A 15960-nucleotide genomic window follows, 5' to 3' on the forward strand; every position below is an offset into this window, starting at 1 on the left:
GCAATGAAGAAGACGATACTTCAAATCACCACAGCACTGGCTCTCGTGACGATGGCCGGCGCCGCACACGCAGCGGACTGCAAGATCACCGTCGGCCTGGTCATGGAGCTCACCGGTCCGGCCGGCGAATACGGCCAGGCCGGCGCGAAGTCCGTCGAAATGGCCTTCCGCGACATCAATGAAGCCGGTGGCGTACGCGGCTGCGATCTCGCAACCGACACGCGCGACAGCCAGAGCCAGGGCAATATCGCGGTCGATGCCGCGACCCAGCTGGTACAGGTCAAGAAGGTGCCGGTGATCATCGGCGGCATCATCTCCTCGGTGTCGATCCCGATTTTGACCTCGGTCACCGGGCCGGCCAAGATCGTGCAGGTGTCGCCGGCTTCGTCCTCGCCGACGCTGACCGCCCTTGGCCGCGACGGCAAGACCAACGGCATCTTCTTCCGCACCATCACGTCGGATGCGCTGCAAGGCGTGGCCGCCGCCAAATACGCCATCGACAAGGGCTTCAAGAAACTGTCGATCATCCATGTCAACAACGACTTCGGCGTCAACATGGTGGCCGAATTCTCGCGTGCCTACAAAGCGCTCGGCGGCACCATCGTCTCCGACACGCCCTATAATGAAAAGCAGTCGAGCTATGCTTCGGAAGTGACGGCGGCGATGGGAGGCGAGCCGGACGGACTCTACCTCGTCAGCACGCCGGTCGACGGCGCAACGGTCGCCCGCACCTGGATATCGCAGGGCGGCGTGCAGAAATTCCTGCTCAATGACGGCATGAACAGCCCGGACTTCATCGAATCCGTCGGCGCCGACTATCTCAAGGATGCCTATGGCACCTCTTCCGGCACCAGCCCGACGGCCTCCACCGACTATTTCCTGAAAAACTACAAGGAGTTTTCGGGCATCGAACCGTCGAACCCGGCAGCCGACCGTTCCTATGATGCCGGCGCCATTGTCGGTCTCGCCATTGCCATTGCCGGCTCCGAGGATCCAGCCAAGATCAAGGATGCCATGTACAAGGCGGTCGATCCTGCCGGCACACCGATCTATGCCGGCAAGGACGAGTTCGCCAAGGCGCTCGGCCTGATCAAGGACGGCAAGCCGATCCGCTATGAAGGCGTCATCGGTCCGGTCAGCTTCGACAAATATGGCGACATCACCGGTCCGTTCCGGCTGTGGAAGATCGTCGACGGCAAGGTGACGACCGACGGTGAAATGACAACCGACGACGTCAACGCGCTGCAGGCGAAATTGCAGTAGGCGCCGGTACATTGTCCGGCGCGATCTCCGTTCGATCTCTGGGAGATCGGCGCCGGACAAGCAGTCCAACATCGGCGCTAGTTACGCGGTCAAGCGCGAAATCAGCCGGGTCAATATAACGACAGGCGGCTGGCCGGGCATGAAGACCTGCGGATTGGAGAGGGCGCCGACGATATGACCCACATAGTCTGATTTGTCGTAGCCGATTGACGATATCGGGTAGGCGTCGAAATTGGTCAGGGACACATTGTCGAAGCCATAGAGGCGGAAGCGGCTGGGCCGGTTGTCGGGGAAATCCACCCGGCAGACATCCAGAACACCCATGGCCATCGCGTCGGACGTACAAAAGACCGCATCGGGACAGCCGCGTCCCGTCAGGCCGGCGGCTGCCGCATAGCCCGACTCGTAGGAATAGTCTCCCTGGACCGTCTGCAGCAGTTCAATTCCATGATGCCGGAACGCTTCGAGGTAGTGGCCGATGCGCAGCTGTTCGACCCGCGAGGACGAACGGCCGGTCAGCAGGCTGGCCGTGCGCGCGCGCTTGGCCGCCGCATCCGCCACGGCCTCGACGATGCCGACGCCTTCATCGGGAATGATTGTGGGTGACAGATCGTCATGCAGTCCGTTCAGCATGATGACCAGGTCCGAGCGAAACATGCGCCGCACCGTCGCTGCATCGGCAAAGTCGGAGAACACCACGGCGGCATCGACATGATAGGCAACGCCGTTGCGCAGAAAATCCTCGACCCCTTCCGCCGAGCCGATGCGGATGAGGATGACCTGCTTGCCGATCGACTGGATTGCGTCGAGCAGCCGGTCGAACAGGTCGAGATCTGAAAGGTCGTGAATGTGGTTGACCACGACGGCAACCAGATTGACGGTCTTGGTGGTCAGGCTTTGCGCCAGGAGATTGGGTTTGTAGCCGAGCTGCGCGGCGGCCTGCACGACACGTTCGCGTTTGTCCGCCGAGACCGGTCGCGGTCCGCTCGACAGCGCACGGCTGGCCGCGGCACGCGACACGCCTGCCAGCCGCGCGACATCGGCGATCGTTGCGACGGCGCCTCGAGTGTGCGCCGATCGGTTAACGGTAGTGGGTGTCACCACAGCGGGTTGAGCGCCGGCGGGTTGGAGTCCGGGCCCCACCACTTCTTGTAGGTCGTCTCATAGGTGCCCGACTGGATGAAGTCGGACACGAACATGTCGAGCCAGCGGACGAATTCGGGATCGCCCTTGGCGACCGCGATGCCGATCGGATCGTTGGAATAGAGGCCAGGCAGCGTCACCAGGCTCGGTGTCTTGGTTGCGAGGTAATCGAGCAGCGAGGAATCCTCGATCGCCGCATCGACGCGCTTCTGTTGCAGCTGCAGAACCCCGTCGGGCGCGAACTGGTCGACATAAACGAGCTCTGCGTCCGGCACGGCTGCCTTGAGGAAGGTTTCGCCCGTGGTGCCGCGGCCGACGACAACCTTCTTGCCCGCGAGCCCCTTGAGGTCGGTTATCCCGGCATCCTTCTGGACGATGACGCGCAGCCCGGCCCGGTTGTAGGGGATGGTGAAGTTGACGGTCTTGGCCCGCTCGAGCGTTGCCGAGGTGTTTGCGACCGCGACATCGATCTGTCCCGACACCAGCATGGAAATACGCGCATCGCCCGAGACGTCGACGAACTCGACCGGCACGCCGAGCTTTTGCGCCAGCAGCGTCGCGACATCGACATCGTAGCCGACAGGGTTGTTTTGTGCATCGCGAAAGCCGATCGGCTCGCCGCCGAGCGATACGCCAATGCGAATGGTGCCGCGTGAGCGGATGTCGTCAATCATGCCGGCAAGGGCTGGAAATGCCGAACCGGCCACGATGGCCAGCGCGGCGAAGGCACGCAGTACGGTCTTCATGGTTCGTCTCCTTATTTTCAAGTGACGCGTCTTGCCGCCCGCAATTCGGGTGCGGACATGGAATCCTTCCAGAGCCAGTAGCGGACCTCGCCCTCGCATCTGAAATTCACCACCTCGTGGTTCTGCTCGGCGTCGACGGCGTGGATGACCACTCCGGCCAGGAAGCCGGTGTCGAGTTCAGCCAGTTCCTCGACCGCCAGCGCGACCGCATCCGACAAGGATCGGCCAAGCTTCATGGCCAGCACGACGGTCCGTGCGGTGGCGCAGCGCATCGTCATCTCGCCGGTATGGGTGCACGCCGCCGCGCCATAGCGGCTGTCGGCGTAAAAGCCTGCGCCGGGAATGGGAGAATCGCCGAGCCGGCCCGGATATTTCCACGCCCAGCCCGAGGTCGAACTCGCGGCATGGACGCCGCGCCGCGCATCCGCCGACAGGAAGACGGTGGTGTCGCGGACCCGCTCGGGATCGGTGATAGTACGGCTGAGCGGCGCCAGATCGATATCGGGGAATTTCGCCAGCTGTTGCGGTGTGAGTTCCTGTTGCAGCCGCTCCCACCAGACGCGCTTGCTGTCCTCGAACAAGACTTCGTCTTCGGCAAAACCGATTTCGCTGGCAAAGCGCCGCGCCCCTTCGCCGGTCAGCATCACATGCGGCAGGCGCTTCATTACCTGCTGCGCCAGGGCAGCGACCGCCAAGGTCCTTGGCACGGCGCCGACTGAACCGACCTCTCTTGTATTGCCGTCCATGACGCCGGCGTCGAACTCCATCTCGCCCAGCATGTTCGGCCAGCCGCCATAACCGACGCTGCGAACCTTGACCTCTTTCTCCACCATGCCGATGCCGGCAACCATCGCGTCCAGGCTGACGGCGCCATCGCGCAGCATTTGCACCGAGGTTTCGAATCCCGGCCATGCTTCGTTGTTGGCTAACAGCAGCATTCCTAGTCCTTGCGCATCCTGGAGAGAAACTGCGCAACCCGCGGCTGCGCCCGGCCGCCGTCCGCGGCGAAGAAACGATCCGTTGGCAGATCGACCACCAGCCTGCCCTTGTCGAGGAAGACGATGCGGTTGGAAATCTCGCGCGCGAATTCGATCTCGTGGGTGACGAACAGCATCGTCGTGCCTTGCGCGGCGAGCTTTGCCAGGATGGCCAGCACCTCGGAAGTCATTTCCGGGTCGAGCGCGCTGGTCACTTCATCGAGCAGCAGATAGCGCGGCTGCATGGCGAGCGCCCGGCAGATGCCGACACGCTGGCGCTGCCCGCCCGACAACTGCGCCGGGTAGGCGTTGGCCCGATCGGCGAGGCCGACGGACTCGAGCAGCTTGCGCGCCAGCGCCTCGGCCTCAGGGCGCGGCATCTTCAGCACCTCGATCGGGGCGAGCGTAATGTTCTGAAGCGCGCTCATATGCGGATAGAGGTTGAACAGCTGGAAGACGGTGCCTGAGCGCTTGCGCGCCTCGGCCAGCTCCTTCGGCTTGCTGACATCGAAATCGTCGACCGTGATGCGGCCCGACTTCAGCTTTTCGAGGCCGTTGATGCAACGGATCAGTGTCGACTTGCCGGACCCCGACGACCCGAGGATCGAGACCACTTCGCCGGGCGCGATCGTCAGGTCGACGCCGTCCAGCACAGTGACCTCGCCGAACGCTTTGTGCACGTTTTCGATCTTGAGCATGTTAAAGCCCCCGCCAGGCGCTGTGCGCCCGCAGGCGGTTTTCAAGACGCTCGCCAAGCAGGGCGACCAGCTTTGCCGCGCCATAGTAGAGCAGCCCGACGACGGTCCAGACCGCGAACGGCTTCAAGGTTCGCATGTTGAGGATGTGGCCAATCTTGGTCAGGTCGACGACGCCGATGACAGAAATCAGCGACGTCACCTGAAGCTGGTTGACCAGCAGCGCGACGAGCGGGCCGACCGCGAAGGCGGCAGCCTGGGGCGAAACGATATGGCGCAGGACCTGCCACCGGGTCAGGCCGAAGACACGCGCGGCCTCGACCTGCTCGCGTTCGATCGACTCGATCGCCGAGACCGCGATGACATAGACGAATGCCGCGGTGTTCGCCGACAGAGTGATGGTCGCTGCGGTGACCGGCGTCACCCTTATATGCAACAGCGCCGGCAGGCCGAAGAACACCAGGAACAGCTGCACCAACACCGGCGAGTTCTTCAACAGCTCCGACAGGAAGGTGACGACCTGGGCCAGAACCGGCACACGGTAGAACCGCACCAACGCCCAGCTCAGGCCAATCAGCAGTCCGATCAGAGAGGTGACGAGAAACAGCGCGATGTTGGTGCCGAGACCTTGCGCCAGCAGGATCAGGTCGTAGGAGGTGAAGTCGCTGAACCGCATCAGTCGACCGCCTCCATCATGTCCCGATTGAGATGGCGGTGGAGCAGGGTGACGCCCAGCGAGACCAGATAGGTCAGGGCCGCATAGGCACAGAGCAGCACCACATAGACCTCGAAGGGCCGATAGGTCTGCGAGACCACGATCTGGGCCGAGCCGGTGAGCTCGTTGAGCGTGATGGTCGAGAGGATCGAGGACGTAAGGATCATGTTGATGAGCACGGATCCGAGCGGTCGCACGGAGGTGCGCAGCGCAATCGGCAGCACGATGCGGGTGAAGATCTTGCGCCTGGACAGGCCGCTCACTTCAGCGGCGTCGATGATGCCCTGGTCGATGGCGAGGATGCCGGCGCGAATGATGTCTGAGGCATAGGCGCCGCCGGCAATGGAAAGCGCCACGACGCCGGTGGTGAAGGCGTCGATGTAAATGCCGAGCTCGGGCAGGCCGTAATAGAAGAAGAACAGCTGGACGATGAACGGCACATTGCGGAAGAGATCGACGTAGACGAAGGCGATCCGTCGAAGCAGTGCCGAGGCGGAGGTGCGTGCGATCGCCACCAACGCGCCCATGACGACGCTTCCCACCAGCGACAGCGCGCAAGCCGCCGCCGTAAGTTCGGCGCCGCGCGCCAGAAAACCCAGATGCGGGAGCAGAATGGACAGATCGAAATGCACCGGCGGTCCCCAGTGAAACCGGTTTCACTCTTTTGGCTTTCGCCTCGTCTGTCAAGATGCAGGGTCTGGTTGCCGGCCTGTGGCTTGCATTCGTTGCGATGATTCCGGTTCGCCTCATGCGCGCTATGTCTCAAGCGCCGGCAATTCGCCGCCGGCTTTCAGCTCGAGGACGCCGCCTATGCCAGCCGCGCGTCGCCGCAATCCCTCGGCCATGGCGGCTGGGGGCGGCGCCCTCGGTTTTGCCGATCCCGGCGCCGGCGTCGGATTCGGCTACGTCACCAACCGCATGCTGGGTTTCGACGACGTCGATCCACGCCGCAAGGTATTGATTGATGCCGTTTACGACGCGCTCTGACGTAGGAGCGTTGAGAGCCGTTATGCGCGGATGTTCCACATGGCGTCCGGCACAACCACCAGCTTGCCGACGAAATCCTTGGCGATGAAGTCGGCCTGCGCCTTGTGGAAATCGGACAGTTTGTAGACACCGGCGACCAGCGGCCGGATTTTCTTCGCTTCGATGTATCCAACGATGCGGCGGAAGTCGGCGCGCGTCCCCTGGCTCGATCCGTGCAGTTGCAGCTGCTTCAGATACATGGTCCGGAGATCGAGCTGCACAACCGGACCGGCAATCGCGCCGGCGGTGGTGTAGCGGCCTTCGGGCCTCAGGATGCGCAAGAGGTCGTTGAAGATCGCGCCGCCGACGAGATCGGCGACCACATCGATCGGCTGGCCGCCAGTGGCTTCATTCACGGCGGCGGGAAGATCGGCAACCCCACGGGTAATAACCGCTTCGGCGCCGATGTCGCGCACCGCCTGCTCCTTGCCCTTGCCGACGACGGCGTAGGGAATGGCGCCGCGCGCCCGCGCCAGCTGCACGATGCCGGAACCGACGCCGCCCGAGGCGCCGGTGACCAGCACGCGTTCGCCGGTTTTCAGCCCGGCGCGCTCCAGCATTTGCTCGCCGGTGAGGTAGGCGCAGCAGAAGGTGGCGAGTTCGACGTCGCTCATGTCAGTATCGACGACATGCGCATTCTCGCCCGGCACCGTCTGGTACTCGGCGTACCCGCCGTCGCGACCGTGGCCCATATAGTCGATGTCGGCGAGCGAATCGTCGTCGCGGTTGTAGATCGAAAAGTCGACCATTACCCGTTCGCCGATACGGCCCGGGGAAACGCCTTCGCCGACGGCAGCGATGGTGCCGACCGTGTCGGTGCCCTGGATGCGCGGGAAGGTAAGCGTGTTGCCTTGCCGCCGCCACGTCGACACGGCGGCAGCGTCCTCCTCCGTGCCATAGGCGCCCTGGCGTACCCAGACATCGGTGTTGTTCATACCGCAAGCGCTGACCTTAACCAGCACCTCGCCGGCGGCAGGCACAGGCACTTTCACATCGGCGCGATAGACGAGCCTTTCCGGTCCGCCATGCCCGGTGAGCAGCACGGCGGCCATGGTGGCGGGGAGGGTCTTGGTCATGGCATTCATCGTCGATCTCAGAGGTTGGCAAACACGCTGTTGACGGCATCGGCGGTTTTCGAAACGACGATGTCGGCTTCCTCACGCGTCAGGCAGAGCGGCGGCGCGAAGCCAAGGATGTCGCCCTGCGGCATGGCGCGGCCGATGACACCGCTGGCGGCAAGTGCTGTCGCCACCTGCGGCCCGATCTTGAGCGAAGCATCGAAGAACACCCGGTCGTCCTTGTCGGCGACAAATTCGACTGCCGCCAGCATGCCATCGCCGCGCACGTCGCCGACATGTCTGTGACCGCCGACGGCCTTGGCCAGTTCGGCGCGGAAATAGGCGCCCGTCTCATCGGCGTTTGTCACTAGGTCCATCTCGTCGATCAGTTCGAGATTGGCGACGCCGGCGGCGACGCAGATCGGGTGCGCCGCATAGGTCCAGCCATGGCCGAGCGAGCCAAGCTTGTCGGAGCCCTGCACCAGCACCTGCCACATCTTGTCGGCAACGATGACGCCCGACAGCGGCGCATAGGCCGAGGTCAGGCCCTTGGCGATGGTGATCAGGTCCGGCTTGATGCCGTAATGGTCGGAGCCGAACATGGTGCCCAGACGGCCGAAGCCCGTCACCACCTCGTCGGCGACCAGCAGCACGTCATACTTCTTCAGCACCGCCTGGATCTTCTCCCAGTAGCCGGCCGGCGGCGGCACGATGCCGCCAGTACCGAGGATCGGCTCGCCGATGAAGGCGGCGACGGTTTCGGGACCTTCGGCCAGGATCATCTCTTCAAGCTTGTCGGCGCAATGCTGCGAGAACTGCTCCTCGCTCATCGAGCGGTCGGCGCGGCGGAAATAATAGGGCGCTTCGGTGTGCAGGACCGGCGCGCGCGGCAGGTCGAAGGCATTGTGGAACAGGTCGAGCCCGGTCAGTGATCCCGTCATCACGCCCGAACCGTGATAGCCGCGCCAGCGCGAGATGATCTTCTTCTTCTCCGGCCGCCCAAGCACGTTGTTGTAGTACCAGATCAGCTTGATGTTGGTTTCGTTGGCGTCCGAACCGGAGAGCCCGAAATAGACCCTGCTCATGCCCTTCGGCGCGCGGTCGATGATCATCTTGGCCAGCGTGATCGAGGCCTCGGTGCCGTGGCCGACATAGGCATGATAGTAGGCGAGGTTTTTCGCCTGGGTGGCGATGGCATCCGCGATCTTTTGGCGGCCATAGCCGACATTGACGCAATAGAGACCGGCAAAGGCATCGATGCTCTTCTTGCCATTGTTGTCCCAGACGGTGACGCCTTCACCGCCGGCCATGATGCGGGTCGGGCTCTCGCCTCGCGCATGCGTGCCCATATGGGTCGAAGGATGGAAGAAATGGTCGCGATCCCAGGCGTTGAGTTCGTTGGACTGGTTGAGCATTTTTGACTCCTTGAGGGATGGCCGGACGGACTATGCGACGTCCAGGCAGAGGTACTTCAGATCGGTGAAAGCTTCGAGCCCATGGCGCGAGCCTTCGCGACCGATGCCGGATTGCTTGACGCCGCCGAATGGGATCGGCGCGCCGGTGATCTTGACGCGATTGATAGCGAGCATGCCGTAGTCGAGCGCGCGGCCCAGGCGCTGCTGGCGGGCGCCGTTCTCGGTAACGACATAGGCGACCAGGCCATATTCTGTGGCGTTGGCACGGGCGATCACCTCGTCCTCACTGTCGAACGGCGTGACGGCGGCGACCGGCCCAAAGGTCTCCTCGCGCATGATCAGCGCTTCGTCGCTGACATCGGCCAGCAGCGTCGGCTGGTAGAACAGCGGCCCGGCCTGATGCCGCTTGCCGCCGGTGAGACAGCGCGCGCCACGAGCGATGGCATCGGCGACCTGCTCTTCGACCTTTGCGACGGCACGCTCATGCATCAGCGGCCCGATGTCGATCTTGTCGGTAAGGCCGTTGCCGGTGCGCAGCGCCTCGATACGCCTGGCAAAAGCGGCGCAGAAGCGATCGTAGATCGGGCGCTGGACATAGATGCGGTTGGCGGCGAGGCAGTCCTGGCCGGAGGTGGCGAATTTGGCATCGATGGCGATGCTCACCGCCTTGTCCAGATCGGTATCGGCAAAGACGATCAGCGGCGCGTGGCCCCCAAGCTCCATCACCAGCCGCTTCATCGTCGGCGCGCTTTGCGCCGCGATCAGCCGGCCGATCTCGGTCGAGCCGGTGAAGCTTATGGCGCGAACGCGCGGGTCCTCGCACATGCGACCGACAATGGTAGCAGCCTTGCCGGTGATGACATTGAAGACGCCGGCGGGCAGGCCGGCGCGCTCGCCGAGTTCAGCCAGCGCCAGCGCCGACAGCGGCGTCTCCGAGGATGGGTGTGCGACGATGGTGCAGCCGGCGGCGAGTGCGGCGGCCGCCTTGCGGGTCAGCATCGCCGCCGGAAAATTCCAGGGCGTGACGACGCCGACAACGCCGAGCGGCTCGCGCCGCACCATCATTTCGGCATTCGGCAGATGGCTGGTGACGCTCTCGGCGTTGAGGCGCTTTGCCTCTTCGGCATACCATTCGACGAAAGAGGCGGCATAGTCGATTTCGCCGAGCGATTCCTGCAGCGGCTTGCCTTGTTCCAAAGTCATCAGCAGGGCAAGGTCGTCTTTCGCCGCGATGATCAGCTCGAACCATTTTCGCAGAATTCTCGACCGCTCCTGCGGCAGCAGTGACCGCCAAGCCGGGAAGGCACGCGCGGCGGCACCGATTGCCCTTGTCGTTTGCTGCGCATCGAGCGCGGCGACAAACGCGACCGTCGCGCCTGTGGCCGGATCGGTGACTTCAAAGCTTTCGGCCGCTTCGCTCGCGGTCCAATGCCCATCGACATAGGCAAGCTCGCGCAGCAGCCGGCGGTCGGAGAGGCGGTCGAGCGCCTCATGGCGATGCGAGCGGGCAAAATGCGCGGACATGGTCGAGGCCTCCCGGTTCGGACGATGCGGGAAGACTATCCGTCACATGCAGACAGAGAGACTGTTTCGACGCCCTGAAGGAGAGAGACTCTCTCTATTGTGCCGTCCCGACAGACATTCTCTCCGGGCTTATGCCGACGCCGGCAGCAGGTCGGCTATCGGCAGCACGATTTCGTCCTTCACCGTCTTGGTGACGATGTAGGTGAAGTAGCGGTCGATGCCGATCTCGCGCTCCAGCAGGTCGTCGACCAGCCGCTGATAGGCGTCGATGTCGCGCGTCATCACCTTGACCACATAGTCGACGCCGCCGCCCACCGACCAGCAGGCGACGATTTCGGGGATGTCGCGGATGACGCGTTCGAAGCGGTCGAAATCGGCCTGGCGATGGCTGGCCAGCGTCACCTCCATCAACACGGTGGCGACCGGCGCCACCACGCGCATGGCGATCCTGGCGTGGTAGCCCGAGACGATGCCTGCCTTCTCCAGCTTGCGCAGCCGCATCCAGCACGGCGTCGGCGACAGCCCGACCTGTTCGGCCAGCGCCAGCTTGGTGATGCGCCCGTCGCGCTGGATGGCGTCGAGTATCCTGAGGTCGACCGCGTCGAGTTTCGATGTCATCGGCGTCCGCTTTTTGTCGGCATCACCATGACGGCGCATTATTTCGATTGTCAATTGCACTGATTTCGATCTCTATTAAGTCATGACATCATGGCAACCCGACCCTGCGCTCATCCGCCGGCCAGCCTATCAAACGCTGGCCGACCAGTTCGCCCGCGCCATTCATGACGGGCGGCTGGCCAACGGCGCGCGGCTTCCAACGCATCGAAGGCTGGCAGACGATTTAAAACTGTCGGTGCAGACGGTCAGCCGCGCCTACGAAGAACTGATCCGGCGCGGCCTGATTTCGGGCGAGATCGGCCGTGGCAGCTTTGTCCAGACGCAGCGCCGCGACCCGGAGCCGCCCTATCTGCCGGAGCGCCTCGGCGAGGTCATCGATCTGTCAATCCTGAAGCCGGTCTGCGAGCCGATGCATTTGGAGCGGCTGAAGCAGGCGCTGGGCTGGCTGGCCGAAAACCTGCCATCCAGTTCGGCGTTGTCGTTCCGGCCCAACATGGTGTTCCCGCGTCACCGCGCGGTGGCTGTCGAATGGCTGAAACTGTGTGGGCTCGACACCTCCGCACAGAATATCAGCCTGACCAATGGCGCGACCGCCGGGATGACCGTGGCGCTGATGAGCGTTGCGCCGCCGGGATCGACTGTCGCCACCGAGGCCATCGGCCACCACACGCTGGTGCCGCTGGCGCGCTATCTCGGCTTCAACCTGGAAGGCCTGCCGATCGACGGCAATGGCCTGATCCCGGAGGCGTTGGACGAGGTCTGCCGGCTCACCGACATTCGCGCGGTATTCGTGCAACCGTCGGTGATCAACCCGACGGCGACGCTGATGGACGCTCGGCGGCGCGAAGAGATCGCCGCGGTCGCGCGCAAGCACGACATCGCCATCATCGAGAACGATGTGCTGGGTCCGCTGATCGAGGACCGGCCGCCGCCGGTCGCCGCCTTTGCGCCGGAGCGCACGCTCTACGTCACTTCCTTCACCAAGATCACCGTACCTGGCCTGCGCATCGGCTATCTCGCGGCGCCCAACCGCTATGTCGCCGCCGTTGCCAACCGGCATCTGGTGTCGAACTGGATGGCGACGCCGCTGGTGGCCGAGATCGCCACCAAATGGGTGACCGACGGCACGGCGATGGAACTCGTTCGCTGGCAGCGCGCGGCATTGCGCCGCCGCCAGGACATCGCAGCCGAGGTGCTGGGCGGGGTTGGTTATCGCGCCAGGCGCGACGGGCTGCATGTCTGGTTGCAACTGCCCGCGGACCGTGCCGAGGAAAGCTTCGTCGCCCAGGCCCGCCTGCAAGGCGTGGCGATCGCGCCCGGCACCTCCTTCCGCATCTCGGATGCGCCCTGGCATCCGGCGGTGCGCATCTCGCTCGGCTCGACCACCGAGGGGGAACTGCGCGCCGGCCTCGGCGTTGTCACCAAGTTGCTGCTTGGCGATCCGGAGCATCTGCTGCTCGCAATCTAAGCGGGAATTGCTCTGGAATCATGCAGTGCCGGAAATATTGTCATGATTTTATTTTCCCAATTGACATGATTTGGCGCGTTCCGCATCGTTAAGGGCACAGGCTTCTCCAGCAGGGGAAATTCATTTGTCCTCACCCATCATCAAGGTCGACGCCATTTCGAAGAGCTTCGGCTCGTTCAAGGTACTGGACGGCCTGTCGATGCAGGTCATGCCCGGCGAGAAGCTGGCGCTGATCGGCCCGTCCGGCTCGGGCAAGACGACGATCCTGCGAATCCTGATGACGCTGGAGAAGATCGACGGCGGCCATATCCAGATCGATGGCGAGCAGCTCTATCACATGGAGCGCAACGGCCAGCTGCTGCCCGCCGACGAGCGGCACCTGACCAAGATGCGGCAGAAGATCGGCATGGTCTTCCAGCTGTTCAATCTGTTTCCGCACAAATGCGTCATGGATAACGTCACGCTGGCGCCGATGCTGACCAAGGGCACGCCTCGCGCCGCCGCTGAAAAGCGGGCCATGGAACTGCTCGACATGGTCGGCATGGCCGACAAGGCGAAGTCGATGCCGGCGCAGCTGTCCGGCGGCCAGAAGCAGCGCGTGGCGATTGCCCGTGCGCTGGCATTGTCGCCGAAGATCATGCTGTTCGACGAGGTGACGTCGGCCCTCGATCCGGAGCTGGTCGAGGAGGTGATGAATGTCATGCGCAAGCTCGCCGCAGAGACCGACATGACCATGCTGCTGGTCACCCACGAGATGGGCTTTGCCCACGACTTCGCCGACCGCGTGCTGTTCTTCGACCGCGGCAAGATCGTCGAAGAGGGCAAACCAGACGAGATTTTCCGCCATCCAAAGCAGGAGCGCACGCAAGGCTTCCTGAAGAAGATCATCGCAGCCGGACATCGTGTCTGACCGCTTTGCGGGGCGGAAGACCGCCCCAGACAAAACCAAGAAGACAACAAGGAGTTGGGAACAATGAAGAAACTTGGCATTCTGGCCGGCGTCGCCGGTCTCGCACTGACGGCGGTGCTCGCCGCGTCGAGCACCGGTTCGGCCGATGACAGCAAGCTCGAGCAATTGAAGGCGCAGGGCTTTGCCCGCGTCGCGATCGCCAACGAGCCGCCCTATACGGCGGTCGCCGCCGACGGCAAAGTTTCGGGTGCGGCGCCCGACGTGGCGCGCGAGGTCTTCAAGCGTCTCGGTGTTGCCGACATCGTCGCTTCGATCTCCGAATATGGCGCGATGATCCCCGGCCTGCAGGCCGGCCGCTTCGACGTCGTCACCGCCGGCCTGTTCATGAAGCCGGAGCGTTGCGCGGCGGTCGTCTATTCCGAGCCGGTGCTGTGCGACGCCGAGGCGATGCTGGTGAAGAAGGGCAATCCGAAGGGCTTCAAGAGCTACGAGGACGTCGCCAAGGACACGTCCGCCACAATCGGCGCGCCCGGTGGCGGCACCGAGGAGAAGCTGGCGCTCAACGCCGGCGTGCCGCGCGAGCGCGTCATCGTCGTGCCGGACGGCCAGAGCGGCCTGAAGATGCTGCAGGACGGCCGCATCGACGCCTATTCGCTGCCCGTCCTGTCGATCAACGACCTCGTCAAGAAAGCCAACGATCCGAACCTCGAAGTCATCGCCCCGGTGGTCGGCGCGCCGGTCTATTGCGACGGCGCCGCCTTCAAGAAAGGCGATGAGGCCCTGCGCGACGCCTTCGATGTCGAGCTCGCCAAGCTGAAGAAATCCGGCGAGTTCGCCAAGATCATCGAGCCCTACGGCTTCTCGGCCGCAGCCGCGATGTCGACCACGCGGGACAAGCTCTGCGCGGCGAAATAGGGCCGTTTGCCTTCTCCCTGTTCACCGGGAGAAGGTGGCCCAAGGGCCGGATGATGGGCGGCGCCAGGTTCTGAGAATTTAGCGCTGCCCCTCATCTGCCTGCCGGCACCTTCTCCCAGTGTACGGGGAGAAGGAGCTAGAACCCAACCGTTGGAACCCGAATGACCCAGTGGTCCGGCTACCTTGGCCTGATATTGCAGGGAGCGCTTGTCACCATCGAGCTGACGCTGATGGGGTCGGTGCTCGCCCTGATCATGGCCTTCCTCGCCGGCATGGGCCGCGTGTCGCGCTTCTTTGCTCTGCGCTGGCTGGCAACCGTCTATATAGAATTCTTCCGCGGCACCTCGATCTTCGTACAGCTGTTCTTTGCCTATTTCGTGTTGCCGTTGATCGGCCTCGAACTGACCCCGCTGCAGGCGGGTGTGCTGGCGCTGGGCCTCAATGTCGGCGCCTATGCGGCCGAGGTGGTACGCGGCGCCATCCAGTCGGTCGGCCGCGAACAATATGAGGCCTGCATCGCGCTCAACCTCGGCCGCTGGCAAGGCATGCGCCATGTCATCCTGCCGCAGGCGCTGCTGATCATGCTGCCGACCTTCGGCAACAACGCCATCGAACTGCTCAAGGCGACCTCCGTGGTGTCGCTGATCTCGCTCGCCGATCTCACCTTTCAGGCGCAGGTCGTGCGCTCGCAGACCGGCAACACGCTGGCGCCGTTCACCACCATCCTGATCATCTATTTCGCCCTGGCGCTGATCATCTCCTGGGGCGTGCGTTCATTGGAACGCCGCATGGCGCGCGGCCTCGACGGGGTGCGCGTCTGATGGATTGGGACTGGAACTTCGTCTGGGAGATCCTGCCGACGCTGATCCAGGGCGTGAAGATCACCATCCTGGCAACGCTGCTCGGCTCCGTGCTGGCCGCTGTCGTGGGTCTGGGCATCGCGCTGGCGCGACGCTCGCCCAACAAGGTCCTGTCGCGCACCGTTGGTTGGGCGGCCGAATTCATCCGCGGCACGCCACTTCTGGTGCAACTTTATTTCATCTTCTATGTCCTGCCGGATTTCGGCATCCTGTTGCCGCCGCTGGTCGCCGGCGTCATCGGGCTCGGCCTGCACTACGGCACCTACACGGCGGAAGTCTATCGCGCCGGCATCGACAACGTGCCGCGCGGCCAGTGGGAGGCGGCCAAGGCCTGCAATCTGAGCGCCACGCAGACCTGGACCAACATCATCATTCCGCAAGCGATCCCACCGATGATCCCGGCGCTGGCCAATTATTTCATCGCCATGTTCAAGGAGACACCGCTGCTATCGGCAATCACCGTGCTGGAGCTGATGAACCAGGCAAAGAGCGTCGCCAACACCTACTATCGCTACATCGAACCGATCACGCTGGTCGGCGCTTTCTTCCTCGTCATCAGCCTCTTCTCGGTCGTGCTGCTGCGCTGGCTGGAACATCGCTACGGCAAGATCGAAAGGTAATTCTCAA

17 protein-coding genes are annotated in these 15960 nt (G+C 63.6%); 7 read left to right on the forward strand and 10 right to left on the reverse strand.

The genetic code is table 11. The features are described from left to right. Positions 1-3: 3 nt before the first annotated feature. Entirely contained in the window at positions 4-1263 is a 1260-nt protein-coding gene (locus NKJ80_RS17725) for an ABC transporter substrate-binding protein (RefSeq protein ID WP_023692246.1), read from the forward strand. An 81-nt stretch (positions 1264-1344) separates the two neighbouring features. Here NKJ80_RS17725 and NKJ80_RS17730 read toward each other — a convergent pair whose 3' ends face one another. The 6 genes from NKJ80_RS17730 to NKJ80_RS17755 are packed head-to-tail and all read right to left on the reverse strand — an operon-like array spanning position 1345 to position 6171. After that, positions 1345-2364 (reverse strand): LacI family DNA-binding transcriptional regulator, encoded by a 1020-nt coding sequence (locus NKJ80_RS17730; protein ID WP_502902207.1) that lies wholly within the window; start codon positions 2362-2364, stop codon positions 1345-1347. Continuing rightward, entirely contained in the window at positions 2361-3152 is a 792-nt protein-coding gene (locus NKJ80_RS17735) for a transporter substrate-binding domain-containing protein (RefSeq protein WP_023726283.1), read from the reverse strand. Before NKJ80_RS17735 ends, NKJ80_RS17730 begins: the two co-directional genes overlap by 4 nt. Positions 3153-3169: 17 nt before the next feature. After that, a complete protein-coding gene (locus tag NKJ80_RS17740) occupies positions 3170-4090 on the reverse strand; it encodes an isoaspartyl peptidase/L-asparaginase (protein ID WP_352460167.1) in 921 nt (306 codons plus the stop codon). A 2-nt stretch (positions 4091-4092) separates the two neighbouring features. Then, on the reverse strand, positions 4093-4827 hold the full coding sequence (locus tag NKJ80_RS17745) for an amino acid ABC transporter ATP-binding protein (protein ID WP_023710015.1): 735 nt from the start codon (positions 4825-4827) through the stop codon (positions 4093-4095). 1 nt (position 4828) lies between these two features. Continuing rightward, entirely contained in the window at positions 4829-5500 is a 672-nt protein-coding gene (locus NKJ80_RS17750; protein ID WP_023825949.1) for an amino acid ABC transporter permease, read from the reverse strand. Then, on the reverse strand, positions 5500-6171 hold the full coding sequence (locus tag NKJ80_RS17755; RefSeq protein ID WP_023827980.1) for an amino acid ABC transporter permease: 672 nt from the start codon (positions 6169-6171) through the stop codon (positions 5500-5502). Before NKJ80_RS17755 ends, NKJ80_RS17750 begins: the two co-directional genes overlap by 1 nt. 178 nt (positions 6172-6349) lie before the next feature. On the opposite strand from NKJ80_RS17755, the gene NKJ80_RS17760 reads away from it, so the two are divergent. Further along, positions 6350-6526 carry a hypothetical protein gene (locus tag NKJ80_RS17760; protein WP_352498032.1) on the forward strand — a complete coding sequence of 59 codons (177 nt, stop codon included), beginning with the start codon at positions 6350-6352 and terminating at the stop codon, positions 6524-6526. 20 nt (positions 6527-6546) lie between these two features. On the opposite strand, the gene NKJ80_RS17765 is transcribed toward NKJ80_RS17760, so the two are convergent. The 4 genes from NKJ80_RS17765 to NKJ80_RS17780 form a co-directional block, all read right to left on the reverse strand. Then, positions 6547-7650 (reverse strand): alcohol dehydrogenase family protein, encoded by a 1104-nt coding sequence (locus tag NKJ80_RS17765; RefSeq protein ID WP_352498033.1) that lies wholly within the window; start codon positions 7648-7650, stop codon positions 6547-6549. An 8-nt stretch (positions 7651-7658) separates the two neighbouring features. Then, positions 7659-9038: an aspartate aminotransferase family protein gene (locus tag NKJ80_RS17770; protein ID WP_023823553.1), complete on the reverse strand. Its 1380-nt coding sequence runs from the start codon at positions 9036-9038 to the stop codon at positions 7659-7661. Positions 9039-9068: 30 nt separating this feature from the next. After that, positions 9069-10562, reverse strand: coding sequence for an NAD-dependent succinate-semialdehyde dehydrogenase (locus NKJ80_RS17775; protein WP_352498034.1), 1494 nt, complete (start codon positions 10560-10562; stop codon positions 9069-9071). Positions 10563-10691: 129 nt separating this feature from the next. Beyond that, entirely contained in the window at positions 10692-11180 is a 489-nt protein-coding gene (locus tag NKJ80_RS17780) for an Lrp/AsnC family transcriptional regulator (protein WP_023686966.1), read from the reverse strand. Positions 11181-11262: 82 nt separating this feature from the next. On the opposite strand from NKJ80_RS17780, the gene ehuR reads away from it, so the two are divergent. The 5 genes from ehuR (at position 11263) to ehuD (ending at position 15953) form a co-directional block, all read left to right on the forward strand. Beyond that, positions 11263-12648 carry a MocR-like ectoine utilization transcription factor EhuR gene (gene ehuR / locus NKJ80_RS17785; RefSeq protein ID WP_352498035.1) on the forward strand — a complete coding sequence of 462 codons (1386 nt, stop codon included), beginning with the start codon at positions 11263-11265 and terminating at the stop codon, positions 12646-12648. 124 nt (positions 12649-12772) lie between these two features. Beyond that, on the forward strand, positions 12773-13558 hold the full coding sequence (gene ehuA / locus NKJ80_RS17790; protein ID WP_023682675.1) for an ectoine/hydroxyectoine ABC transporter ATP-binding protein EhuA: 786 nt from the start codon (positions 12773-12775) through the stop codon (positions 13556-13558). Positions 13559-13621: 63 nt separating this feature from the next. Further along, a complete protein-coding gene (ehuB, locus tag NKJ80_RS17795) occupies positions 13622-14473 on the forward strand; it encodes an ectoine/hydroxyectoine ABC transporter substrate-binding protein EhuB (protein WP_023682674.1) in 852 nt (283 codons plus the stop codon). A 161-nt stretch (positions 14474-14634) separates the two neighbouring features. Next, a complete protein-coding gene (gene ehuC / locus NKJ80_RS17800) occupies positions 14635-15294 on the forward strand; it encodes an ectoine/hydroxyectoine ABC transporter permease subunit EhuC (RefSeq protein WP_023682673.1) in 660 nt (219 codons plus the stop codon). Continuing rightward, the gene (gene ehuD, locus NKJ80_RS17805; protein WP_352498036.1) at positions 15294-15953 is read left to right on the forward strand and encodes an ectoine/hydroxyectoine ABC transporter permease subunit EhuD; all 660 of its coding nucleotides are present in this window, start codon (positions 15294-15296) and stop codon (positions 15951-15953) included. Before ehuC ends, ehuD begins: the two co-directional genes overlap by 1 nt. The last annotated feature ends 7 nt before the right edge of the window (positions 15954-15960 follow it).

Source organism: Mesorhizobium sp. M0030, from assembly GCF_040323695.1.
Taxonomy (GTDB): domain Bacteria; phylum Pseudomonadota; class Alphaproteobacteria; order Rhizobiales; family Rhizobiaceae; genus Mesorhizobium.

Bases quoted from the DNA above. Each gene is read 5' to 3' on its own strand.
- ehuR (WP_352498035.1), top strand. From the start codon at position 11,263: ATGACATCATGGCAACCCGACCCTGCGCTCATCCGCCGGCCAGCCTAT.
- ehuD (WP_352498036.1), top strand. From the start codon at position 15,294: ATGGATTGGGACTGGAACTTCGTCTGGGAGATCCTGCCGACGCTGATC.
- NKJ80_RS17725 (WP_023692246.1), top strand. From the start codon at position 4: ATGAAGAAGACGATACTTCAAATCACCACAGCACTGGCTCTCGTGACG.
- ehuC (WP_023682673.1), top strand. From the start codon at position 14,635: ATGACCCAGTGGTCCGGCTACCTTGGCCTGATATTGCAGGGAGCGCTT.
- NKJ80_RS17780 (WP_023686966.1), bottom strand. From the start codon at position 11,180: ATGACATCGAAACTCGACGCGGTCGACCTCAGGATACTCGACGCCATC.
- NKJ80_RS17765 (WP_352498033.1), bottom strand. From the start codon at position 7,650: ATGAATGCCATGACCAAGACCCTCCCCGCCACCATGGCCGCCGTGCTG.
- NKJ80_RS17770 (WP_023823553.1), bottom strand. From the start codon at position 9,038: ATGCTCAACCAGTCCAACGAACTCAACGCCTGGGATCGCGACCATTTC.
- NKJ80_RS17750 (WP_023825949.1), bottom strand. From the start codon at position 5,500: ATGCGGTTCAGCGACTTCACCTCCTACGACCTGATCCTGCTGGCGCAA.
- NKJ80_RS17740 (WP_352460167.1), bottom strand. From the start codon at position 4,090: ATGCTGCTGTTAGCCAACAACGAAGCATGGCCGGGATTCGAAACCTCG.
- NKJ80_RS17775 (WP_352498034.1), bottom strand. From the start codon at position 10,562: ATGTCCGCGCATTTTGCCCGCTCGCATCGCCATGAGGCGCTCGACCGC.
- NKJ80_RS17735 (WP_023726283.1), bottom strand. From the start codon at position 3,152: ATGAAGACCGTACTGCGTGCCTTCGCCGCGCTGGCCATCGTGGCCGGT.
- ehuB (WP_023682674.1), top strand. From the start codon at position 13,622: ATGAAGAAACTTGGCATTCTGGCCGGCGTCGCCGGTCTCGCACTGACG.
- NKJ80_RS17760 (WP_352498032.1), top strand. From the start codon at position 6,350: ATGCCAGCCGCGCGTCGCCGCAATCCCTCGGCCATGGCGGCTGGGGGC.
- NKJ80_RS17745 (WP_023710015.1), bottom strand. From the start codon at position 4,827: ATGCTCAAGATCGAAAACGTGCACAAAGCGTTCGGCGAGGTCACTGTG.